General features: G+C 45.5%; 18 protein-coding genes. 8 read left to right on the top strand and 10 right to left on the bottom strand.

The window, feature by feature from the left end; genetic code table 11:
- Window positions 1-225 precede the first annotated feature (225 nt).
- Window positions 226-2,076 (top strand): ribonucleoside-diphosphate reductase subunit alpha, encoded by a 1,851-nt coding sequence (locus tag KFF44_RS02150; protein ID WP_255936703.1) that lies wholly within the window; start codon window positions 226-228, stop codon window positions 2,074-2,076.
- Window positions 2,077-2,201: 125 nt separating this feature from the next.
- Here KFF44_RS02150 and KFF44_RS02145 read toward each other — a convergent pair whose 3' ends face one another.
- The 3 genes from KFF44_RS02145 to KFF44_RS02135 are packed head-to-tail and all read right to left on the bottom strand — an operon-like array spanning window position 2,202 to window position 4,993.
- Complete coding sequence (locus KFF44_RS02145) at window positions 2,202-2,987, bottom strand: alpha/beta hydrolase (RefSeq protein WP_255936701.1); 786 nt, start codon at window positions 2,985-2,987, stop codon at window positions 2,202-2,204.
- Window positions 2,988-3,041: 54 nt separating this feature from the next.
- Complete coding sequence (locus tag KFF44_RS02140) at window positions 3,042-4,313, bottom strand: HAMP domain-containing sensor histidine kinase (RefSeq protein ID WP_255936699.1); 1,272 nt, start codon at window positions 4,311-4,313, stop codon at window positions 3,042-3,044.
- Between the two features lie 2 nt (window positions 4,314-4,315).
- Window positions 4,316-4,993, bottom strand: coding sequence for a response regulator transcription factor (locus tag KFF44_RS02135; RefSeq protein WP_255936697.1), 678 nt, complete (start codon window positions 4,991-4,993; stop codon window positions 4,316-4,318).
- Window positions 4,994-5,138: 145 nt separating this feature from the next.
- Here KFF44_RS02135 and KFF44_RS02130 point away from each other — a divergent pair, with 145 nt between their 5' ends.
- Together KFF44_RS02130 and KFF44_RS02125 are read left to right on the top strand one after the other, a co-directional pair.
- Window positions 5,139-5,798 (top strand): ABC transporter ATP-binding protein, encoded by a 660-nt coding sequence (locus KFF44_RS02130; RefSeq protein WP_255936695.1) that lies wholly within the window; start codon window positions 5,139-5,141, stop codon window positions 5,796-5,798.
- Entirely contained in the window at window positions 5,795-8,266 is a 2,472-nt protein-coding gene (locus tag KFF44_RS02125; RefSeq protein WP_255936693.1) for an ABC transporter permease, read from the top strand. The genes KFF44_RS02130 and KFF44_RS02125 overlap by 4 nt, the downstream gene beginning before the upstream one ends.
- A gap of 138 nt (window positions 8,267-8,404) precedes the next feature.
- Here the strand turns inward: KFF44_RS02125 and KFF44_RS02120 are convergent, their stop codons facing one another.
- Window positions 8,405-9,553, bottom strand: coding sequence for an alpha-hydroxy acid oxidase (locus KFF44_RS02120; RefSeq protein WP_255936691.1), 1,149 nt, complete (start codon window positions 9,551-9,553; stop codon window positions 8,405-8,407).
- Between the two features lie 216 nt (window positions 9,554-9,769).
- Between KFF44_RS02120 and KFF44_RS02115 the strand changes: the two genes are divergently transcribed.
- Window positions 9,770-10,591, top strand: coding sequence for a DUF2189 domain-containing protein (locus KFF44_RS02115; RefSeq protein WP_255936689.1), 822 nt, complete (start codon window positions 9,770-9,772; stop codon window positions 10,589-10,591).
- Window positions 10,592-10,623: 32 nt separating this feature from the next.
- Here KFF44_RS02115 and KFF44_RS02110 read toward each other — a convergent pair whose 3' ends face one another.
- The 4 genes from KFF44_RS02110 to KFF44_RS02095 all read right to left on the bottom strand — a co-directional run bounded on the left by KFF44_RS02110 (window position 10,624) and on the right by KFF44_RS02095 (window position 15,834).
- Window positions 10,624-11,406 (bottom strand): ABC transporter substrate-binding protein, encoded by a 783-nt coding sequence (locus KFF44_RS02110; protein ID WP_255936687.1) that lies wholly within the window; start codon window positions 11,404-11,406, stop codon window positions 10,624-10,626.
- Between the two features lie 156 nt (window positions 11,407-11,562).
- Entirely contained in the window at window positions 11,563-13,053 is a 1,491-nt protein-coding gene (locus tag KFF44_RS02105; protein ID WP_255936685.1) for a TolC family protein, read from the bottom strand.
- Window positions 13,050-14,099 carry an efflux RND transporter periplasmic adaptor subunit gene (locus KFF44_RS02100; protein WP_255936682.1) on the bottom strand — a complete coding sequence of 350 codons (1,050 nt, stop codon included), beginning with the start codon at window positions 14,097-14,099 and terminating at the stop codon, window positions 13,050-13,052. The genes KFF44_RS02105 and KFF44_RS02100 overlap by 4 nt, the downstream gene beginning before the upstream one ends.
- A gap of 1 nt (window position 14,100) precedes the next feature.
- Window positions 14,101-15,834: an ABC transporter ATP-binding protein gene (locus KFF44_RS02095; protein WP_255936680.1), complete on the bottom strand. Its 1,734-nt coding sequence runs from the start codon at window positions 15,832-15,834 to the stop codon at window positions 14,101-14,103.
- A 154-nt stretch (window positions 15,835-15,988) separates the two neighbouring features.
- Here KFF44_RS02095 and KFF44_RS02090 point away from each other — a divergent pair, with 154 nt between their 5' ends.
- From KFF44_RS02090 to KFF44_RS02080, 3 genes are all read left to right on the top strand, one after another.
- A complete protein-coding gene (locus tag KFF44_RS02090) occupies window positions 15,989-16,900 on the top strand; it encodes a hydrogen peroxide-inducible genes activator (protein WP_255936679.1) in 912 nt (303 codons plus the stop codon).
- Between the two features lie 81 nt (window positions 16,901-16,981).
- Window positions 16,982-17,860 carry a crotonase/enoyl-CoA hydratase family protein gene (locus KFF44_RS02085; protein WP_255936678.1) on the top strand — a complete coding sequence of 293 codons (879 nt, stop codon included), beginning with the start codon at window positions 16,982-16,984 and terminating at the stop codon, window positions 17,858-17,860.
- Between the two features lie 60 nt (window positions 17,861-17,920).
- Complete coding sequence (locus KFF44_RS02080; RefSeq protein WP_255936676.1) at window positions 17,921-18,487, top strand: helix-turn-helix domain-containing protein; 567 nt, start codon at window positions 17,921-17,923, stop codon at window positions 18,485-18,487.
- Between the two features lie 79 nt (window positions 18,488-18,566).
- Here KFF44_RS02080 and KFF44_RS02075 read toward each other — a convergent pair whose 3' ends face one another.
- Both KFF44_RS02075 and tdh read right to left on the bottom strand, forming a co-directional pair.
- The gene (locus tag KFF44_RS02075) at window positions 18,567-19,757 is read right to left on the bottom strand and encodes a glycine C-acetyltransferase (protein ID WP_255936674.1); all 1,191 of its coding nucleotides are present in this window, start codon (window positions 19,755-19,757) and stop codon (window positions 18,567-18,569) included.
- A 2-nt stretch (window positions 19,758-19,759) separates the two neighbouring features.
- Entirely contained in the window at window positions 19,760-20,788 is a 1,029-nt protein-coding gene (gene tdh, locus KFF44_RS02070) for an L-threonine 3-dehydrogenase (RefSeq protein WP_370691130.1), read from the bottom strand.
- Between the two features lie 256 nt (window positions 20,789-21,044).
- Between tdh and KFF44_RS02065 the strand changes: the two genes are divergently transcribed.
- Window positions 21,045-22,259: an acyl-CoA dehydrogenase gene (locus KFF44_RS02065; protein ID WP_255936671.1), complete on the top strand. Its 1,215-nt coding sequence runs from the start codon at window positions 21,045-21,047 to the stop codon at window positions 22,257-22,259.
- Window positions 22,260-22,303: the final 44 nt, after the last annotated feature.

Here is a 22,303-nt window from a genome sequence, read left to right as displayed (position 1 = left end):
CTTTATCTTGACTAGAGCCTTAAGCTAAGCTTATTCTGTTTTTGCTTGCTTCGGAATACGCAGAATCTCTCGTGGGGCTAATTTTATTTCGCTGTAAGCTAATTAAAAATTTGCATATGAAAGTCGATTGTTCGACTTTTGTTCTAATTTCGGTTACGCTAATAACGTTTCTCGAAACACAGTTGGATTCTGACATAAAGACACGGGTAGGGAGAGACCAAAATAATGTTTGAAGTTACTCATTTTGAACATGGTGGTGCAGTCGAGATTGATCGGACAAGGGATGATTTATTAACAGAGTTTGGTAAAGCAACTTTAACCGATCGATATTTGATGCCGGGCGAAAGCTATCAAGACCTTTTTGCACGAGTAGCAAGCTATTACGGCGACGACAAACATCATTCACAGCGTCTTTATGATTATATTTCAAACCTATGGTTCATGCCTGCCACTCCTGTTCTCTCCAATGGCGGTACCAGCCGAGGGTTGCCAATTTCCTGCTTCCTGAATGAAGCACAGGATAAATTGGACTCGATTGTTGATTTATGGACAGAGAATGTCTGGCTTGCATCACGCGGCGGCGGCATTGGAAGTTATTGGGGCAATCTTCGCTCGATCGGTGAAACCGTTGGCGGCGTTGGCAAAACAAGTGGCATCGTTCCCTTTGTCCGCGTTATGGACAGCCTCACGCTTGCCATTTCACAAGGATCACTCCGCCGTGGCTCAGCTGCGATTTACCTACCAGTTTCACACCCTGAAATTGAAGAGTTTACAGAACTAAGACGCCCAACAGGTGGCGACCCAAACCGTAAGACACCTAATCTGCATCATGGTATTTTGGTGACAGACGCCTTTATGCGCGCTGTTGAAAATGACGAAGAATGGGCACTAACCAGCCCCAAAGATGGTCATGTGGTCCGCACCGTATCAGCACGCGGCCTTTGGATCAGAATATTAACGGCTCGTGTTGAAACAGGCGAGCCCTATATCATCTATTCTGATACGGTGAACCGCCAAATGCCAGAGCACCACAAACTTGCTGGCCTTACAGTTAAAACGTCAAACCTGTGTGCAGAGATTACGCTTCCAACTGGCCTTGACCATTTGGGTAACGAACGTACCGCTGTTTGTTGCTTGTCTTCACTGAATCTAGAGCATTACAAGGAATGGAAAGACGACAAACAGTTTATTCCAGATGTTATGCGCTTCCTTGACAATGTCCTTCAGGACTTTATCGACCGGGCACCAGATACAATGGCAAAGGCACGCTATTCTGCAATGCGTGAGCGCTCTGTAGGCTTGGGAGTGATGGGTTTCCATAGTTTTCTTCAGGACAATATGGTTCCTTTTGAATCTGCACTTGCAAAAAGCTGGAACCATAAAATCTTTTCTCATGTTCAGGCAGAAGTTGACCGGGCTTCAGATATTTTGGCGCGTGAACGCGGCCCATGCCCTGATGCAGCCGATTATGGAATGATGGAACGCTTTTCAAACAAAACAGCGATTGCACCAACAGCTTCAATTTCGACAATTTGTGGTGGTGCAAGCCCAGGAATTGAACCAATTGCTGCAAACAGCTACAATCAGAAAACCCTTTCTGGAAACTTCATCGTTCATAACCGCGCGCTAACACGTTTGCTTGAAGAACGTGGTCAAAACACTGATGAAGTATGGACATCGATTACAGTGAACGAAGGTTCGGTTCAGCACCTTGATTTCCTTACGCAGGATGAGAAGGATGTTTTCAAAACCGCGTTTGAACTTGACCAACGTTGGGTCGTGGAATTAGCCGCAGACAGAGCGTCCTATATTTCGCAAGCCCAATCTGTGAACATTTTCTTGCCCGCAGATGTCCATAAACGTGATCTTCATCAGGTTCATTATCAAGCATGGAAAAAAGGCCTCAAGAGCCTTTACTATTGCCGCTCGAAATCCATTCAACGGGCAGAAGTTGTGGCAACAGGGTCTGGCACCAAATCCAAGAATGGCATCCCTCAACCCGAGGAGGTACAGCTACCGTTAGCGGCCGCTGCCGGTAATTCCACCGATTACGAGGAATGTCTCGCTTGCCAGTAATGCAGGGAAGGCCAACTAATATTTAGATAGATTTAACCCTAGTCACCATTACGATGGCTAGGGTTATTTTTATAAGCGCCTGATATTGTTGGGTTTTTATTGAAATATAGAAAAAGTAAAAAGCTTCATTCCCTAATTTGATCAATCCAGTCCTCAACAGCCTCTACGTAGGCACCGGGAAGAACGTGCTTGCTATCAAAGGCTTTAGTATCGGGTGTTTGCCCTGCAATTTCTATTAATTCGGCATTCTGCTGTTTGCTCGAATATTGGTCTTTGTTTGCAGTGATCAATAGCCAGGGAATGTTTACATCTGGCGCAAACTTAATCGGTGATACTTCCGGAACGTTGCGCACCGCAGGAGGTACCATCGTGACAAGATGGGTCACACGTATATCCCGCGCAGCTAATATTGTCGCCATTTGTGCCCCCATACTATAACCCACGGCCACAATGCGGTCGGCCTTTCCAAAGTTTTTTGTAAGTTTATCGAGTAGAAACTGATAATCAGAAATCGTTTTCAAAATCATCGTTTGGTATGCTTCACTATTACCAGAACGAGCTGCTTTCACATACTCAATCGGCTTTTTATCGATAATTCTTGCGCCGTGTGCCCGTGCATCAAGTGCAACTACCCTATATCCACGCTTAATAAGATTAGCCGTAACCTCGTCGCCATGCATAAGATTATCTTCGGCAAGCCAATATAGGCTAGAGCCCATTAAACCATGCATTAATACGGCGATTGGGGCGCCTTTTTTCGTATCTGTAGATTGATATATAAACCCGGTTATTCGATTACCGTCCGGCGCATCATATCCAAATTGCTGAACATGGGTATCTGCCCAGATAGCATTTGCCGCTATTAGACAGAAGATAAGGGAATTTATAAGATTTTTGATTTTTCGCGTCATGTCTCAGGTCTCCTTTTAGAGACCCTGAGTAACAGGATGAATGTCAATCTATTGTCAAATATCAGAACCCCAAGATAACTTCGCTATCGTACCACCCTCATCTCGACTAAGCAGTTCAAAAGCTATATCAAAATGTTCACACAGTCGCCTTACGAGCGAAAGGCCAACACCAAACCCCTCGCGGTCCGGATCAGAATTTCCATACCCAACACCCGTATCCAATATTTCAAAACTGCCACTGTGCATTCTTAACATAACCAACCCACGATCCGTGTAAGACAAAGCATTTCGCAACAGATTGCCGACAATGACGTGTGCTACAGGCTCCGGCACAGGAAAATGAGCGGGTACCCCTTCGAATGAAATTTCAATATCTCGATGGCCAACCAAATGCTGATAACTCTCAACATTCTCGTGCCAGATATCTTTTAGCGAACACGGTGTAAAAGCTTCGGGCGCTCGCCCTAACCAAAGAATTCCCTCTGTTAATTGCTGCATATCAAGCATGGATGTCTTAAGCCGCCGGAAGGTTGGGCTATCGCTTTCATTTTCTTCCATAAGCTCAACAGCCCCTATTGCTACAGCAAGAGGCGTTCTAAGTTCATGGCTTGCATCACGATTGAATTGCCGTTCTCTTTCAAGAAGGGCCTGAATATGTGCGTTACGCGCTTCTATTGCCCGGTAGAGGGATTGAAGCTCTCTGGGGGCATATTCGGGCAAATGCATTTCCCCTATAATACCACTGGTCAGATCTTTTGCTTTTTTGCCTATCTTGTCTGAACTATCCGTTTCAAAGGCACTGGCCATCTGCTCGAGCGGTGTAGAAACTTTCTTACTCATTCGATTAAGGACAAAAAAGGAGATAATAGCCGCTATTCCCGCAAGCGCAGCAATCACCATCAGAAATGTTTTTATCTGAGGTGTCGAGCGGATAAAACGGCGCGCGTTGAACATAACATACAAGGTTTGCCCATCAGATAAAGTATGGGCATACGCATGAAAATGACCACGATCCTTTGCGAATACCTCAAATGACTGATCTTGATATCGTGGATCGATATGAGTCTTCAACCAATCAGGCAGGGTTTCCTGCCCAATATAATACTCCATCGCAAGCGATTGAAACGATCCAGACTGAGCATTCAGCGCTTGCTCATTCGCAGTCAACTGGGTTACCGCTTCACGAACTTGAAGGTCAAAAATCTCATCCTCTAAACTGAAGCTAAAAACAACTGCAATCAGGGAGAAGATAATAAAATTGACAATGATTGCGCTCAAGAAGGTGCGCATAATCATGCCGCGGACACGGCGTGTTCTTTTCTTCATGCTTATATTTCTTTCACTTCCCTGATCGAATACCCTTTTCCGCGATGGGTAATAAGAAAATCAGACGCATCAAGGGAAGATAATGACTTTCTAAGGTTATAAATGTGCGTCCTTAAAGCTCCAGACTCAGGTGGCTCTTCGCCCCAAAGGGCATAATTGATGCTAGCCGTTGAAACAATATCAGGAGCACCCTCAATCAAAAGCCTAAGGATTTTCGCTTCTTTTTCCAAAAGCGTGGCCTTTTGCAAACCACGTGTTAGCAGAAGAGAATCGGGCTCAAGTACCAACCCTGCATATGAGATACTTTGTTGAATTCGCTCTTTTGGTCTACGCGCTAACGCGCCGATGCGCATCTTAAGTTCCCTTAGGGAAAAGGGCTTAACCAGATAATCATCTGCGCCAACATTGAAACCTGCTTCCTTGTCCTCAATGGTGTCACGTGCCGTAAGCATTATGATAGGAGCCAACGACGTTGCTCTCTTTTTATACTCGTTGCAAACACTCAGCCCATCACGGCCGGGCAGCATAAGATCAAGAACAATCACATCATACTCATTAGCAAGCGCGAGCTCCAATCCCTGATCACCATTATAGGCAAAATCGAGGCTGAAATCTTTCTCTAGATAGTCTGCGATATTCGCCTGCATATCCAGGTTATCTTCAATAATTAATACACGCATAATAGCCCCTATTCGAAATGATTAGAAAGCATAGCCCGCTTAATGTCAAACAGACGTCAAATGATGTCGAACCACTATAGATATTCCCATTTCACCTTCATTTGACATTCCCCTTGTTAGCGTACGCAAACGACAGGAGGATAAAATGAAACATCAAATAAACCTTAAAAACATCAGCCACCATTTTGAAACAGATAATGAGCGAATTGAGTTATTTAAAGGGCTGTGTGAAACCTTTAATTTCGGCCAAACTATAGCAATCGTTGGCCCTTCGGGTGCTGGGAAATCCAGCTTACTCTCTATTGCAGCAGGCATAGAAACTCCCACTGAAGGGGAGGTCGAGTTTATTCTTGATGGCAAGCGCGTAGACCTGGATGATATCCGCGCAGCCACAGGCTTTATATTCCAGCAGTTTCACCTTATGCCAGAGCTTGACGCGATCAGTAACCTCGCTTTACCACTAAGATTAAAAGGCAATAATCAGGCTTTTAACATCGCGCAAAAATGGCTCAAGAAGGTTGGACTTGAAGACCGGGCCAAGCATTACCCACATCAGCTAAGTGGAGGGGAGCAACAACGAATTGCAGTCGCCCGGGCCTTTGTCGGAAATCCCAAGTTTATCTTTGCGGACGAGCCAACCGGAAACCTTGATGCCCGCACATCCGAGAGCGTTGCTCAGCTTATGTTTGATTTTACGCGGGAAACTGGTGCCGGGCTAATTATTGTAACCCATAGCGCTCAGTTAGCTGAGAAAGCAGACAAAACCCTACACTTATCAGAGGGTCGTTTGGAGTTAGCAAAATGAGTAAATATAGTCTTGCGATTGAAAACAGCTGGCGTGACCTTAAAAATAGTGATGGTCGTATTAGCTTTGCTACCCAAGCTGCACTCTTGTTTTTCCTGATAACCCTGTCGTTGTCGAGCCATTCGATACAGGAATATCTTAAAACTAATCTGGACCAAATGTTAGGCTCGGATATGGTTTTGGAAAATCACGGCACGCTAGCGCACTACCATGAAACAGCTTTAGGTAATATAGCTGATGTCGTTTCAAAAACCGCACTTTCGGATGTCACCCTAACTCATGAAAATAATTGGGCCCGCGTACAATTGAAGCAGGTTGACGATTTCTATCCTGTCCAGGGTAGTCTTCAAATAGCGACGGCACCTACTGCACTCGCTCAAAGCGTAACACAAGGACCAAAAGCAGATGAAATCTGGCTTGGCCCGCGATTGGCAGCAAAATTATCTGCGCAGGTTGGTGACACACTCATTCTTGGCGGGACCGACTTGACCATTTCTGCTATCCTCCTTCATGAGCCAGACCGCTTGATGGAAGGGCATAGTGTTGCTATGCGGGCCATGATCCATTCAAACAGTGGACATGAACTAGACACCAGCAATTTGCGGCTTAGATATCTAATTTCAGCAGATGCAAGCGAACAAGAATACATTGAAACATGGGTGTCAGATAATATCGCTGGCGCAAAGCTAATTAAAAAATATGGTGGTGTACATCCACTAGCCGGCTTCTGGAAACGAACTGAAAACTTTCTTGGCCTCGCTTCGGTCATCTTGTTTTTTATGGGGGCTGTGGCACTCGATATGACAAACCGACGCTGGCTCGCCAAGATGCGTTACCGTCTCGCCCTCTATAATAGTTTTGGCACGCACCTTCATACAGGCATTTCTATTATATTGAGTTCATGGTTTTTCAACTTTCTGCTCGCCAGTATCGCAGGGACAGTATTTGCATGGCTTGCCCACCTTATGATCATTGCAGAATTACAGGCTTATTTTCCTAACATCACTGCTGTTTGGTCTAATCGAGGGGTAACGCAAACAATCGCTCTGGTTTTTTTACTATTACTCGCCTTAAAAACACCAAGTTTTATCCAACTAAGGCATACTTCCCTTCTTTCACTTATTCGCAATAGCGCAGAAAATAGCTTCGTTTGGCAGCGCCTTTTATGGGGGTTAATTTCTGTGACAACACTCGCTGCGGCATATTCTGATAATTGGTTACTAACTGCAATGACACTCATTGCTATATTCGCTGCGCTTGTTCTTATGACAATGCTAACATGGTGCATCATCCGCCTGGGCGACAAGTTTGGGCAAAGCCGCTCTGGTCTATTGCCGTTCGTGTTTTTTATTATGCGACGACGCCTTTTTGCAAAGTCTTCACAAATTATGGGGCTTGGCTTATGTGGGCTTCTGGTGCTTTTTACCTTGATGTTAATGCGTGACCTGGGCGGTATGCTTGAAAACTATAGCCGCACACATGACGGCAATTTGATTATTTCAGAGGCGCAAGAAAATCAGTTACCGGCAATCAAAAACTGGGCGAAAAACACAGATAGCCAGATACGTGCGCTCCGCCCTTTTGTCTCTGCTCAATTGATTGAGGTCAACGGAAGTGCCTTAAACGACTATATGCAAAAGCCGAGTGATACCCTTGCCGTACTCCAGGACCCTATTCGACTGAGTTGGACAGATGAAACCCCTCGTAACAATCAACTTATGGGGGGCACTTGGTGGGAACAAGACACACCCCGTTGGCAGCAAATATCAACAGAACCTGAGGTCATGACGGACATGGGGTTTAACTACGGCGATGAACTCACCTACATGATTAACGGGCGTCGTTATACATTTACGCTTGTTGCAAGCCATGCGTATAAATCAGGTGGCGGCTCCATTACCTTCTGGTTTCAAGTTCCGTTTGCTGCGATTACTCATATTGATGCACCAACTCGGTATATGGGGAGTATGGAGTTGCCTGACGATGCGTGGGGCAGTCTCTCAGCATTGTGGCAACGATTCCCAACACTCTCGCTTGTACCCTTAAAAGAGCTAACTGACCGATTTGACGACACACTAGGCATCGTTTCAAAAGTCACGAATGGTTATGCAGTCATGATACTCTTGTTGGCGCTTTTTGTACTGGCCGCATCCGTTAGCGGATACCGGGCAGATGACGCCTTAAAAAATGGTTTGCTTCTGAGCATGGGACTAAAGAAAAAAGACTGCTTAAAATTAAATTTCTATGATTGGGCAATCACTGCCATCATAGCGGCAGTAGGTGCCATTTCAGGGACATGGATCGCTGGTATCTTGATCTATGAAGAGCAGTTTAGCTTACCTTATAATCCTGATATATTGTGGGTACTGGGTACGGTAATCGCGATGGTTTCAATTGTTTGCCTGGTTGGGTATATGGCATGCCGTCAAAGCCTGCAAATATCAGTAAGAGACCTGTTACAATCATAAAGGTCACATAGCAGCAAACGTCTACAGTTCGTCGTTTGCTGCTATCATTGAATGGAACAGTATAAAGCACACTTACAATTCTGAAACATTACCATAATCTTAGGGGAAACCTCGAGTACATAGAACGCTCGATAATATTTAACGCCAACGAAGGTTATCTCGATTTAACTGATCCAAACTTGTGACACCCATCAGTTTCATATCACGCTCGATTTCAGTTCTTAGATTGCCCAAAGCTCTTTCAACACCGCCTTGCCCTGCACCCGCGAGGGCATACAAATAATACCGTCCACCTGAAACGGCCTTAGCCCCAACCGAAAGGGCTTTGAGAACATGAGTGCCTCTTTGAATGCCGCCCTCACAAATGACATCGACTTTATCGCCAACTGCGTCACAGATTTCCGCAAGTTGATCAAATGGTGCTCTGGACCCATCAAGCTGACGGCCACCATGATTTGAAACCATGATGCCAGTGCAACCAATATCAACTGCTCTTTTCGCGTCTTCAACGCTCATGATACCCTTTAAGGCAAAATGTCCTCCCCATTTCGCGCAGAGCTTTTCAGCGTCTCGCCAGTTCATCGATTGGTCAAGCATGTTGGAGAAATACTCACCGACCGATACAGCCAAGTCCGTTCCTTCATCCACATGCCCCGACAAATGGGGCATGTCGAACTTATCCTTAGTCAAAAAGTTCCATGCCCATGCGGGATGTCGTGCGAAACTAAGAAGCGACGACCATGTCAGCCGCGGCGGCGAGGTAAACCCTGTACGAAGATCGCGCTCACGGTTTCCGCCCGTAATTGTATCAACTGTCAACGCCATGACATTGAAATTGGCAGCTCTTGCTCGCTCCAGAAGCGCGTCGTTCAGCCCCCTATCCTTATGGAAGTAAAACTGAAACATCTTGGGGCCAGGTGCCAGTTGCTCAATTTCTTCAACTGTAACAGTCGCTAGCGAAGATACCCCAAACATCGTTCCAAATTGCGTTGCGGCCTTCGCAACAGCCCGTTCGCCTTCATGATGAAAAAGCCTTTGTAAGGCCGTTGGGGCACAGTAAAATGGCATATCAAGTTTTTGACCCATGACTTCCACTGACATATCCACATGGTCAACACCACAAAGGACATTAGGCACCAGATCAACGCTTTCATATGCTTCCGTGTTGCGGCGATAGGTAACCTCATCATCAGCAGCGCCGTCGATATAATGGAAGATCGGCGACGGCAATTGCTTTCGTGCCAGCTCTCGGAAATCATTGAAATTATGACAGTTGCTTAGTTTCATCTAAAGCCTCAAAATCATTCAAATTAACCACTTATATAAGGGCATTACATCCAAAACACCCTCGCATGATTTTAAATATTTTCATAGAAACTAATATCCTTGTGGGACATGTTTTCTAGCCAGAAATCAATTAAAAGCATGATTTAGATATGATAAAACTTACAGCAATAGTTTTCTATTTTATGGTATATTCAGTCTGATCAATGGAGGGGTACAATGTCAGATATAACCGTTAACCAAGAAAACAAACGTCCTACAATGGCAAAGGACTTTGCCATGGACCTACCAATAACCGCACCCTTTGATTGGTTAAGGCGCGGGGTACAAGACACATTCACGTCACCCATCAGTAGCCTGGCATATGGTTTCGCAGTCTTCCTCGTCTCAATCGCATTTGTGGTAGCACTTTTGAAGTTCGGGTTTAGTTATATCCTGTTTCCTGTGATTGCCAGCTTCATGGTTTTGGGGCCAATGGTTGCTATCGGCCTATATGGTAAAAGCCGCTTACTTGCACTCGGGTCTCAACATATCACCATCACAGACATGATATCTGTCAAAGCAAAATCACCCAAAGCCCTGATGTTGGTTAGCATTGTGCTCCTATTTGTTATGACCTTCTGGCTTAGAGCGGCTGTGATGATATATGCACTGTTTTTTGGTCTGGAGCCTTTTAGCGGTGTCGAAGAAACCATAAACGCACTCTTGTTCACCGATACGGGACGTATCATGCTTCTTGTCGGCAGCATAGCTGGCGGCGCCCTTGCAGCCCTCTCATTTTCACTGAGTGCTTTCTCGCTTCCGATGTTAATGAATGAAAAGAAAGATACCATGACCGCAATGGCGCTGAGTGTGGTGATCGCATGGATGAATAAGCCTGTAGCCTTCCTATGGGGTACAATTGTTCTTGGCTTCTTTTTATTAAGTTTTGCTACTGGTTTTCTTGGGCTGATTGTGATTTTCCCAATTTTGGGGCATGCAACATGGCATGCGTATACGGATTTGCGCAGCGATGAGGCGCTTGCGGCAGCGAACCCTTAACTATCATCAATCATATGGTTGCCGAGACATTATTATTGCTTTAGCTGAGCCTCATTAATTTGTTGATTAACATAATTAATGAATTGAGATGATTTTTCTGAACCCCAGCAGACAATACATTCCCGTGTAATCACTATATCAAGGTCAGCGTTACTATGAAACAGTTCAGACTGGCTGACGCTATCCAGATATAATTGTGCATCAAGTGAAAATGATATGACATGGTCCACGCGGCCAATTTTTAATAAATCAAACGCCTGCTTTAAATCATTAACTTCGGTGACATTCACCGAATTTGGAACATGTTCCTGAAACCAATAACCTTGATAGGTTCCACTGCTAACAGCAACATTTGCACCCTTCAGGTCAGCAATAGCTGAAATGTTTCCGTCCAAAGCGCGGGAATATACTTTCATCCGGTTAACATAAACCGGGTCTGAAAAGATTAGCTTGTCAGTAGGAAAACCCAATTGGGTGTGAAAGTCACGGCTATCATTTGCGACAAAAAGGCAATCTGCTTCCTGATCTTTCATCATTTTGACAGCGCGCCTGATGGGGTACATATCAAATGATATTTTTTCAGAATATTCATTTGCAACGGTTTGAAACAATCGATTGTAAAGACCGCTATCGCCACCATCAAACACACCAGGGATGAATGTACCGGCCACACGGATCGTATTGGTTTCTTTTAACAATAAGGCAGAATGATTTGCTTCAAAAGGTATGGAATAGGCTGACCCAGAAATGCCAAACATTGATACGTTCGCAGCGATCAGCCATGACATTGGCAATTTATAGCGTTTTGTAATCATAGAATATACATTTATAATGTTTACTCTCACACCCCAACTTCACTAATATTACAAATATACTACCCAGACATACTAAATGTTTCAAGCACAGACTGTTCACATATGCCTGCCCAAAAAGGTCAGGCCCCTAACATAGTAACTATTAAATCCAATTCTTCATTGATTTATGCCCAGTGCCTTCGTGTTCATCGTTGCGGCTGCATAGTTAGCATACGCGCGGTGCACTTCCAGATTGGCAGTCATTTTGCGAATTTCAGCATTTGCTGCAGTTTCTTCGCGAATATTTAACAGGAAAAAATCGCTCGCACCGTTCGCAAATCGCTTTTCTTCGGCTTCCTGCATCGCGCGTGATTGCTGTACGTCCACACTTGCGAGGTCAAGCAATTCATTTGCTGCCGTAATATCGACGAGTATTCCTTCCAGCTCGGTTGATATTTGGTCTTGAATACGTCGCTCTCGGTACATCATTGCGGTCCGTTCTGCCTTCGCCGCTTTTAACCTTCCTTTGGCTGAACGCTGCCCAAGCGGTATAGAAAACTGAAACCCAACAATTGTATCTGTAGAATCTCTGGAAATATCCCCCTCAGCGATATTACCAAAATCATGGGAAAGCTCGACATTAAAGTCCAGTTTGGGCTTCAGGTCATTTTGTCTAAGTGTAATCTTCTGGCGCAAGCGCTCCAACCCCAATCGAAGCCGACGCAGTTCAGGCCGGTCCCTTAAAATATTGGATAATTCCATAGAGCTCTTCACAGCTTCTACATCCACTTCAAACTGAGCTTCCCATGCTGGCAATTCCGAAAATTGCGGCACACGCATCTGACCGTTTGTGTCCCTTAGGTAGAACCCAAGTCTGATGCTGGCATTCTGAAACAGGCGCTCCGCACTGGTAAGTAACGTTTGGCGACGAGTAATGTTCTGACGATTTTCAAGAAGGAAGATATCAGCAATAGCGCCTTCGTTAACCTGTACCTGAAGGGCTTTTTCCCGTTCTAAGGCAATATCGAGAAGGCGTGCATAAATCTTTTGCTGTTGGCCTGCTGTAACCCACGACCAATAAGCGACCATCGCCTGACGTTGAACAGAAACCTTAGATAATAATACATCTAATTCGGCTTGTTCGAGCGCCAAACGCGTATCACGCAGCGCAAAGCGATTACCATCTATATCGCGGTTCCTGAGAAGCGAAAACAAAGCACCAACTTTGGCTTCACCTAAGGTATTGGTGAAATTTATGTCTTCATAAACCGGAAATTCACCATCGGAAATTCTATAGCCCGCATAAACACTACTACCGAAAACACCGAGGTTTTGCCGTGCTTCACCGCCGATAACTTGTCCGTCCCAAAATCCTGTTACTCGACTAAAACCACTAGCCGAGATATTAACATCAAACGCACCCTCTGCTGCCAATCGACCGCCGTCTGCACCGCGCGCATTTGCAATGGCTTCAAGAATAGTTGGCGCATACTGGCCGGAACTTTCCAACACATCATCAAGTGATAACACCGATACGGTCTTTGCCTGGTTTTCCTGGCTTTCTCTTGATGAAATTGAAAGCGCAGTTAAATCATCCTCCGAGGTTACTTTCGGTGACACGGTTAAAAGCATCAGTATGAATACAAACAGAATTTTAGATATATTCATTTTGCTTCACCCGTCGCGAGAACACTACTGCCTTCAAGGTTTCTCCTAAACTCTGGCGGGAAATTGTTAAGCTGTCGCCATACCTCGTATCCAACAGGTACAGTCTCAAAGGTTACCCAACCACGCGCTTTGGAGCCAAAACGAACATACGCACTATCCGGCCATGGGTGCGGGTCAGACTTGTCTTCACTCACTAAAATTCTGAACAATCCATTAGACTGCGCTGACGGGTCGATGGCAACCACCTCACCACCAAAAGTTCCGATAGCGACAGAGGGCCAACCACTAAATTGCACCACTGGCCACCCTTCAAACTGAAGCCGAACCTTATCCCCAACCCTCGCGAGGGCAATGTCACGGCCATCAATAAAAAGCTCCACCGCACGCTCTGCACCGTCCGGGATGAAAGTCGCAACTACGTCACCAGCATTGACAAGTGTGGATGTATCACCCGCATTTACCCGCAAAATAACCCCGTCCCGTGGTGCGCGCACGGTCTGAATTGAACTTCTGGACAGGGAAACATCAACCCTGTTCAGCTCCGCAGATGCTTCCGCAACACTACCTCGCAGTCCTTCTACGCGTATCCGGCTTTGCTCGAACTCACGCCGCGACGCCAAACCTTGATCAAATAGGTTTTTCGTACGTGTTAAATCCAATTCTGCCGTTTCCATAGCAGTTTCCGCAGCACTTAACTTCGCCAACACTTGCGCACGTTCTGCCCTTAGTCGGTCGAGAAAGTTCGGGTCATTGTCAATCAATTGAACGATTGGATCATTTTCTTTGACGTAACTGCCATCGCGAACAAACCACTTCTGTATACGCCCGGATACAAGGGCATTGATTTCCTGCAAACGATCATTCGGGCTAAGCGCCGTTACATTGCCAGGCCCAGATGTTGTTTGAACCCAAGGAACAAAGATCATGAAAACAATAGTCGCCACCAGACTGAGTGATAAAAACCATGCGATTGTTCGCATAATCCGCGGCGGTTTAAGCGAATGTAGGGTCGTAAAATATTGAATATGCATATCACGAAATGGCATTTTATTTCCCCTCCGTGTCTGTGGTGCCAGCGACTTTACCTGCCCCAGCTTTAAACGCTTTAAAATCCGTAAGCAGTGCCTGATGTTCTGTTTCCAGAAGCATGAAACGCTCGAAACCAAGCGTGTTTTCCCGGTTCGAGAAATAAATGATTGTCATATTCTCTTCCGCGTTCAACGTTTCAATAACATTTTGCAATGTAGCGGCAGGCATCATGTCAAATAACTGATTTAAAACCAGAATGCTTGGTTTGGAGAGCACAGCCGCTGTTAGCTTGAGCTTCAGCACTTCCACAAGCGATAATGGTGCGCCAGTTGCCGAAAGTTCGGTATCCAATCCTTCGGGTAAATATTTAACAACCATATCCAAGCCCGTTAGCCTCAGAGCCGATAAAATTGCACTGGCATTGCTATCATCATGAGAAGCTTTCAGAAACTCGCGAATTGTGCCCTCAATAACCGTCGGGCGATCAAGAATGGTTACCAATTGCCGCAGTTCATGAACTTCTATGTCCAGCACATCAGTGCCAGCAAAACTGACTAACCCGCCATCTGGCTTCGCGTGATGCTTCAGTAAATTTGTGAACATACGCTGAGTACCATGATTAGGTGCATGACACATGACCTTATCCCCGGCATCAATCTGTAAATTTAAGGTAACAGGCACATTACGGGCGCATCCACGCGCGTTTTCAAAGATCAAATCGTGGGAACCTTCACGCGGCTCTAGGGTACCGGCTGGTACTTCCTGTGGAACATGATAAAAATGCGATAATTCCTCGGCTGCTGCCGTTAAATCATAGAAGCTTGTGTAATATACACCAAGCTGCGAAATCCCGTAAAAAACCGCTGATAAAATCAGTTCTGCTGCAACAAGCTGACCCAAAGAAAGCTCACCTATGATCACAAGCCAACCACCAAGCCCAAGTAACAGTGCACTTGCCAGCGCATATATGAATAAATACGCGATAGATTGCGCAAACGTATATTTGAAATGCTGCTTACTGCTTTCAATATATTCCGATGTCTTTTTATCAGTTTCCCTAAGCGCCCGTTCAATATGGCGACGGGATTTATAGTAACCATTAGAAGCACCAAGCCCTTCAATCCAGCCGGCAACATTGTGTTTCGTGTGGGATAACTGCACAGCGCTCATCATTGCGCCCTTGCCCCATAGCCCCCAAACAAGCCAAAGAAGAAGAACAAGTGTAATATTAAAGCCAAGAAAAACAGGGTGATACAACGAGACAATCACAAATCCAACAAGCGCCTGAAGGATCACTGTAAAGCCACCTACCAAAAGATAAGGCACAGACTTCTGAACAATAACGATATCAAAATAACGATTAAAAAGCGTGCTTTTACCACTGTCGGCAAAAAACGGGTTTTGCGCATAAAGTGTTCTAAGTGATATTTCAGAAAGCATACGAGCGTAAAAGCGCCTACCAAACAATTCCATCAGATGTAATCGCAGCGCATTCAACAACCCTGAAAATAACAACAGAACAAATAACGTAACCGATAGAACAATTAGCGGCGTTGTAAGCCCTGTGTTTGCGACGGTATTAATCAACATCTGCACGGATATGGGAACCGCAAGGGTCAGGAGGCTGATGCCAATTCCGTATATTATCGCGAGCCAATAATATCCTGTTTCGCCGTTCAATATTGTTCTAATGAATCTGTATAAATCAGAAAGTGAAGTTTCGGGTTGGTTCTGCGCTGTCTTTTCTGCCATTTATCTCACCACTGCTGTGCGTGCAGCCTTGCTGCGTTTTTATTTTAGTATCCCCACCTTTTTCACATTGATCTTGAAAATAAGAATTTCTTTTGATAAATCAATACAAACAAATTGTATTTTTTGATAGAAAAAAACTATCAGGATTATTTTCATGAATTACCAGAAAATTACACTGAAACAACTAAGGTACCTTGTGGCCCTTGATGAAGAACACAACTACAGAAAAGCTGCCCAACTCTGCGGCATCAGCCAGCCTTCGCTCAGTATTCAATTACAAAATCTGGAAACAACGCTTGAGGTTCAGCTTATTGAGCGCAGTCGCAGCGGTGTATTTTTCACACCGACAGGCCGTGAAGTTTTAGCCAAAGCCCGCGAGGTTTTAGCGACCGTTCAAGGCATCCATGATATAGCCGAATCTGGTCGGCATTCGCTTGCTGGTACAATCCGGTTAGGGACAAAATCTACACTTGGCCCCTATCTTTTGCCAAAAGTTGTGCAATCACTTCACAAACACTATCCCGATTTAAAACTATATATTCGTGAATGTGACCCTCGCGAAATGGAAGCAGAGTTACTGCGCGGTGATCACGATGTTATTCTTGCGCAATTACCAATAAATAACGAACAACTTAATACGGTTGAATTATTCAGAGAGCCTCTTTTGCTGGCTCTTGCCAACGATCACCGATTAGCAACACTTGAAAAAATTACAGCTGCGGACTTGAAGGGGGAGCAAGTTCTAACACTTAATCCCCGTTATCATTTGCACGACCAGATCGGATATTTGTGCGAAGATTTTGGCGCAACCATCCTTAAGGATTACGAAGGCACCAGTTTGGATGCGCTGCGTCAAATGGTTGGTATGGGCATGGGCATCACTTTTCTTCCAGAACTTTATGCCAAATCCGAAATCCGTGGAAACAGCGATGTAATTGTTCGCCCGCTCTTTAATAAAAATATCTACCGTTCTATTGGACTTGTTTGGCGCAAAGGCGCCGCTAAATCCAATTCGTATGAAAGAATTGTAGAAGTGATTAAACAAGTGATTAAAACGAGGTTTTAAAGCGGATCATTTTACGCTTACTATTCGTAACCGTCTTGGATACTATTCATTGCTATATACTTATTAAAACAGGCCACACACATGACTTATGAAACCCTGCTCTATGAAATCAATGATCACATATTAACGCTGACTTTACATCGACCGGACAATATGAATGCTTTTACCGTTCAAATGGCAAATGAGCTCATTGATGCCTTTGGCCGCGCAAGCGAAGACGATGATATTCGTGCGATTGTTGTAACAGGCAGCGGAAAGGCCTTTTGTGCCGGCATGGATTTGTCGGCGGATGGAAATGTTTTCGGCTTGGATGAAAGCATAAAGCCATCGCTCCAAGACCTTGAGGAACGATTCGAAGACCCAGACATCATCACTGGTGTCCGTGATACTGGTGGCCGCGTTACCCTGGCCATTTACGAATGCAAAAAACCGGTGATAGCCGCGATCAATGGTGCCGCTGTCGGCATTGGTGCCACCATGACCTGCGCAATGGATATTCGCCTAGCGTCAGAGAAAGCCCGTATCGGGTTTGTTTTTAACAAAATTGGTATTGTGCCAGAAGCGTGTTCAAGCTTTTTCTTGCCAGCTATTGTTGGTGTATCTCAGGCCCTAGAATGGTCATATACTGGCGAGATTTTGAGCGCAGAAGCTGCTAAGGAAGGTCGTTTTGTCAAAGCCGTGGTGCCAGCAGATGACCTTCTCGAAGAAGCTTACAAGATTGCACGTAAAATCGCTGAACACAGTCCGGTTGCAATCGCTTTGACCCGTCAGATGATGTACCGTAACAGCGTTAAAGATCATCCTGTGGAAGCACACAAAATTGATAGCCTCGCCATGTATTATACAAGCATCACAAGTGGCAAAGAAGGTGTTAGCTCCTTCCTGGAAAAGCGGACACCCCAGTTTGAAGATAAGTCATCAACTGACATGCCACCATTCTATCCCTGGTGGACGGAATAATAAGGCGTTTTAGGTAACCCAAACCCGGCCCCTATACCTCAGTCTCGATATAAAGCTATTATGACAGATAAAAACTCACCACCTCAGATTGGTCCACGTATTCAGGATATTCGAAAGCAAAAGGGCTTTACGCTTGAGCAACTTGCATCGCATTCCGGCGTATCGCGCTCTATGTTATCTCAAATAGAGCGCGGACAAGCCAACCCAACCTTTGCAACGCTCTGGAGTCTGACACAAGCACTTGGCCTTGAAATTTCAGACCTTACGGGCGGTGTCGCAGAAGTTCATCATCAGGCGATCGAAGTGATGATGCCTAACTTCACCCCTGAAATCAAAAGTGAGGACGGCCTGTGTGACCTGAAAATACTAAGTCCCACAGATCAAGTAGGCCGTGTTGAATGGTATGAAATTTCGATTGAAGCAGGTGGAAAACTGGTGTCAGAACCTCATACCAACGGCTCGATGGAGCATCTAACCGCTTTCAATGGTCGATTTCAGGTCGTCAGTGGCAAAGCAAAAACCGAGGTACCTACAGGTGGGACTGCTCGTTATGCAAGCGATGTTAGCCACACAATCTCAAACCCTGGACAGGAAACAGCGAGAGGCATTCTGGTTGTCGTTAGCTAAACTGACAATTAAATAATAAAAAGCCCCGTCTGCTATTCAGACGGGGCTTTCCTCATTATCGCGCTAATCGTCTAGCGGTTTAATCAATCAACAGCTTTTTAACTTCAGCAAAAGCATCAATCGCATGATCAAGCTCACCCTTCGTTATTGCGGCAGACATCTGTGTTCTGATCCGTGCCTTACCGTTTGGCACAACCGGATACGAAAACGCCACCACATAAACGCCGCGTTTCAGCATTTCATCTGCAAACTTCGACGCAAGTGCTGCATCATAAAGCATCACAGGAATAATCGGATGTTCGCCGGGCAAAAGGTCAAAACCATGGCGCGCCATACCCTCGCGGAAATACTCTGCATTACTATTCAACTGGTCACGCAAATCATTAGACGTTGTCACCAGTTCAATAGCTTTAATCGCGCCTGCCACTACAGGCGGGGCAACCGTATTTGAAAAGAGGTAAGGCCTTGACCGCTGGCGAAGAAGCTCAATAATTTCTCGTTTGCCCGATGTGTACCCACCGCTCGCACCGCCAAGGGCTTTACCGAGCGTACCAGTAATAATATCAACGCGGTCCATACATTTACGATATTCATGCGTACCCTTACCGCCAGCACCCACAAAGCCTGTGGCATGGCAATCGTCAAAATGAACCAGCGCATTATATTTATCCGCCAAATCACAGACTTCATCGAGGCGTGCGATATATCCGTCCATCGAAAACACACCGTCTGTGGTGATTAATTTGAAACGCGCACCAGCGGCATCCGCAGCCTGTAATTGCTCTTCAAGCGCTGCCATATCATTATTTTTATAGCGATATCGCTTTGCTTTCGATAGGCGCACACCATCAATAATACTGGCGTGGTTCAGTTCGTCAGAAATAACTGCGTCTTCTGGCCCTAAGATGGTTTCAAATAAACCGCCATTCGCGTCAAAACAGCTGGGGTAAAGGATTGTATCCTCGGCGCCCAAAAATTCGCTTAACTGATCCTCTAACTGTTTATGAAGCGACTGTGTCCCGCAGATAAAACGTACCGATGCCATCCCATAGCCCCAATCCTCAAGGCCTTTCATAGCGGCTTTGTTCACCTCGGGGTGCTGCGCGAGGCCAAGATAGTTATTCGCACATAGGTTAATAACCTTTGATCCGTCACTGATACCCACCGATGACCCTTGGGGGGTTGTGATCTGGCGTTCATTCTTAAACAAACCTTCAGACCGGATCGTATCAATCTGTGAAGCTAAGTGCTCCTGAAATTTTCCGTACATTTCTATGCCTCCCAATTCAATACGACTTTGCTGGCCTTGCCAGCGTTCAAAAGGTCAAACCCTTGCTGGAATTCAGTATATGGCAAACGATGTGTAATCACAGGCGATATATCAAGACCATTTTCAATCATTACCGACATTTTGTACCAGGTTTCATACATTTCCCGGCCATAAATCCCCTTTAGGGTCAGCATATTGAAGATAACTTTATCCCAACTGATATTCGCGCTTTCAGCGGGAATACCAAGGATAGAAACCTTACCGCCATGACACATGTTATTAATCAGATCGTTGAACGCACGGTCATTGCCTGACATTTCCAAGCCAATATCGAAACCTTCGCTCATACCAAGGCTGGCCTGTACCTCTTCGATTGTTTCATTGCGAACATCAACGGTTCTTGTCGCACCAAGCTTTGCCGCCAGCTCAAGGCGTTCGGGCACAACATCAGTGATGACAACATGGCGAGCACCCGCATGGCGGCATACGGCCGCTGCCATTGCACCAATAGGGCCAGCGCCTGTAATCAATACGTCCTCACCGAGCAAATCCCACTGAAGCGCTGTATGAACAGCATTACCAAGTGGGTCAAATAATGACGCAACATCAAGGTCGATCCCTGGACGATGCTCCCAGACGTTTGACATTGGTAAGGCCACATATTCTGCGAAAGCACCCGGCCGGTTAACACCAATACCGCTTGTTTGTGCGCATAAGTGACGGCGCCCTGCCATACAGTTCCGGCACCGTCCACAAACCACATGCCCTTCACCAGACACAATTTGCCCCGGATGAAAATCGTTCACGTTTGAGCCAACTTTGACAATTTCACCAACAAATTCATGTCCAACAACCATTGGAACCGGGATGGTTTTCTGCGCCCACTCATCCCAGTTATAAATATGCATGTCTGTTCCACAAATTGCCGTGCGCATAACCTTGATAAGAACATCATTAATGCCCAATTCTGGTTCTGGAACATCTTCCAGCCACAACCCTACATTTGCTTCTTTTTTCACCAACGCTTTCATCATACGGCCTTTCTACAGCGCAAACTGTTAGATGAGATCATGAATTCCGATAAACTAGAATTTCGCTTTAAATATCAGGTAATATTCCCATATACAAGACATGAAATTCTTAAATACTGGAAAAACAATCATATAATGGTGAACAGCTATTCAAAGCTTAGACTTGAAATGCCCGCCAGTATCAGCCATGAAGAGCCTAATAGTGATTTAATCATAAATCTAACGGCTCGTCACAGTCGCTCAGGAGACATATAAAATGACTTCATCATTACCAGCAAATTCCCGCCCGGAACTATCTTCCTATAAATGGGACGACCCATTTCTATTGGAAAGTGAGCTCACAGAAGATGAGCGCCTAATCAGCGAAATGGCAAATAATTACGCACAAGACAAACTCTTGCCTCGTGTGATTGATGCCTATGCTAACGAAAATACTGACCGCGCTATTTTCAATGAAATGGGCGAATTGGGCCTCCTTGGGAGTACCTTACCCGCAAAATATGGCTGCGCAGAAACAAGCTATGTTGCTTATGGCCTCGTCGCACGTGCGGTTGAGCGCGTTGACAGCGGTTATCGCTCCATGATGTCTGTTCAATCATCACTGGTGATGTATCCGATCTATGCCTACGGTAGCGAAGAACAACGAGAAAAGTTTCTGCCGAAACTTGCGACAGGTGAATATGTGGGCTGTTTTGGCCTTACGGAACCAGACGCAGGTTCAGATCCGGCTGGTATGAAAACGGTCGCAAAGAAAACCGATGGTGGCTATGTTCTGAGTGGTTCAAAAACCTGGATTTCAAACGCACCTATTGCTGATGTTTTTGTTGTTTGGGCCAAATCAGAAGCACACGGCGGTAAAATCCGCGGCTTTATTCTTGAAAAGGGAATGGAGGGACTAAGCGCCCCTAAAATCGGTGGTAAACTAAGTTTGCGCGCATCAATCACAGGTATGATCATGATGGACGGCGTTGAAATTCCAGAAGAAAACATGCTTCCCAACGTTGAAGGCTTGAAAGGCCCATTCGGCTGTTTGAACCGCGCACGTTACGGCATTTCATGGGGTGCGATGGGTGCCGCAGAAGATTGCTATTTCCGCGCACGCGGCTACGCCCTTGAGCGCAAGCAGTTTAACCGCCCACTTGCAGCCACGCAGCTTGTTCAGAAAAAACTCGCAGATATGAGCACTGAAATCTCATTGGGCTTAAATGGCAGCTTACGTGCTGGCCGGATGTTTGATAACGGCGAGATCGCACCGGAACTGATCAGCCTGATGAAACGTAATAACTGTGGCAAGGCGCTTGATATTGCACGCGCTGCTCGTGATATTCACGGCGGCAACGGCATTTCAGAAGAATACCATGTAATGCGCCATCTCTGTAACCTTGAAACAGTCAATACTTATGAAGGTGCGCACGATGTGCACGCCCTTATTCTGGGCCGCGCGATCACTGGTCTACAAGCTTTCGCATAAGCTTATATTGGATAAAAAGAAACCTCGGCAGTATTCTAAAACAC

This window comes from Kordiimonas sp. SCSIO 12610, from assembly GCF_024398015.1.
Lineage (GTDB): Bacteria > Pseudomonadota > Alphaproteobacteria > Sphingomonadales > Kordiimonadaceae > CANLMI01.
The sequence above is the reverse complement of the archived record's forward strand: the minus strand, read 5'-3'. Positions and strand labels throughout refer to the sequence as shown.

Excerpts from the sequence above, each read along its gene's own strand:
- KFF44_RS02150 (WP_255936703.1), top strand. The coding sequence starts at position 226 with ATGTTTGAAGTTACTCATTTTGAACATGGTGGTGCAGTCGAGATTGAT.
- KFF44_RS02145 (WP_255936701.1), bottom strand. The coding sequence starts at position 2,987 with ATGACGCGAAAAATCAAAAATCTTATAAATTCCCTTATCTTCTGTCTA.
- KFF44_RS02140 (WP_255936699.1), bottom strand. The coding sequence starts at position 4,313 with ATGAAGAAAAGAACACGCCGTGTCCGCGGCATGATTATGCGCACCTTC.
- KFF44_RS02135 (WP_255936697.1), bottom strand. The coding sequence starts at position 4,993 with ATGCGTGTATTAATTATTGAAGATAACCTGGATATGCAGGCGAATATC.
- KFF44_RS02130 (WP_255936695.1), top strand. The coding sequence starts at position 5,139 with ATGAAACATCAAATAAACCTTAAAAACATCAGCCACCATTTTGAAACA.
- KFF44_RS02125 (WP_255936693.1), top strand. The coding sequence starts at position 5,795 with ATGAGTAAATATAGTCTTGCGATTGAAAACAGCTGGCGTGACCTTAAA.
- KFF44_RS02120 (WP_255936691.1), bottom strand. The coding sequence starts at position 9,553 with ATGAAACTAAGCAACTGTCATAATTTCAATGATTTCCGAGAGCTGGCA.
- KFF44_RS02115 (WP_255936689.1), top strand. The coding sequence starts at position 9,770 with ATGTCAGATATAACCGTTAACCAAGAAAACAAACGTCCTACAATGGCA.
- KFF44_RS02110 (WP_255936687.1), bottom strand. The coding sequence starts at position 11,406 with ATGATTACAAAACGCTATAAATTGCCAATGTCATGGCTGATCGCTGCG.
- KFF44_RS02105 (WP_255936685.1), bottom strand. The coding sequence starts at position 13,053 with ATGAATATATCTAAAATTCTGTTTGTATTCATACTGATGCTTTTAACC.
- KFF44_RS02100 (WP_255936682.1), bottom strand. The coding sequence starts at position 14,099 with ATGCCATTTCGTGATATGCATATTCAATATTTTACGACCCTACATTCG.
- KFF44_RS02095 (WP_255936680.1), bottom strand. The coding sequence starts at position 15,834 with ATGGCAGAAAAGACAGCGCAGAACCAACCCGAAACTTCACTTTCTGAT.
- KFF44_RS02090 (WP_255936679.1), top strand. The coding sequence starts at position 15,989 with ATGAATTACCAGAAAATTACACTGAAACAACTAAGGTACCTTGTGGCC.
- KFF44_RS02085 (WP_255936678.1), top strand. The coding sequence starts at position 16,982 with ATGACTTATGAAACCCTGCTCTATGAAATCAATGATCACATATTAACG.
- KFF44_RS02080 (WP_255936676.1), top strand. The coding sequence starts at position 17,921 with ATGACAGATAAAAACTCACCACCTCAGATTGGTCCACGTATTCAGGAT.
- KFF44_RS02075 (WP_255936674.1), bottom strand. The coding sequence starts at position 19,757 with ATGTACGGAAAATTTCAGGAGCACTTAGCTTCACAGATTGATACGATC.
- tdh (WP_370691130.1), bottom strand. The coding sequence starts at position 20,788 with ATGAAAGCGTTGGTGAAAAAAGAAGCAAATGTAGGGTTGTGGCTGGAA.
- KFF44_RS02065 (WP_255936671.1), top strand. The coding sequence starts at position 21,045 with ATGACTTCATCATTACCAGCAAATTCCCGCCCGGAACTATCTTCCTAT.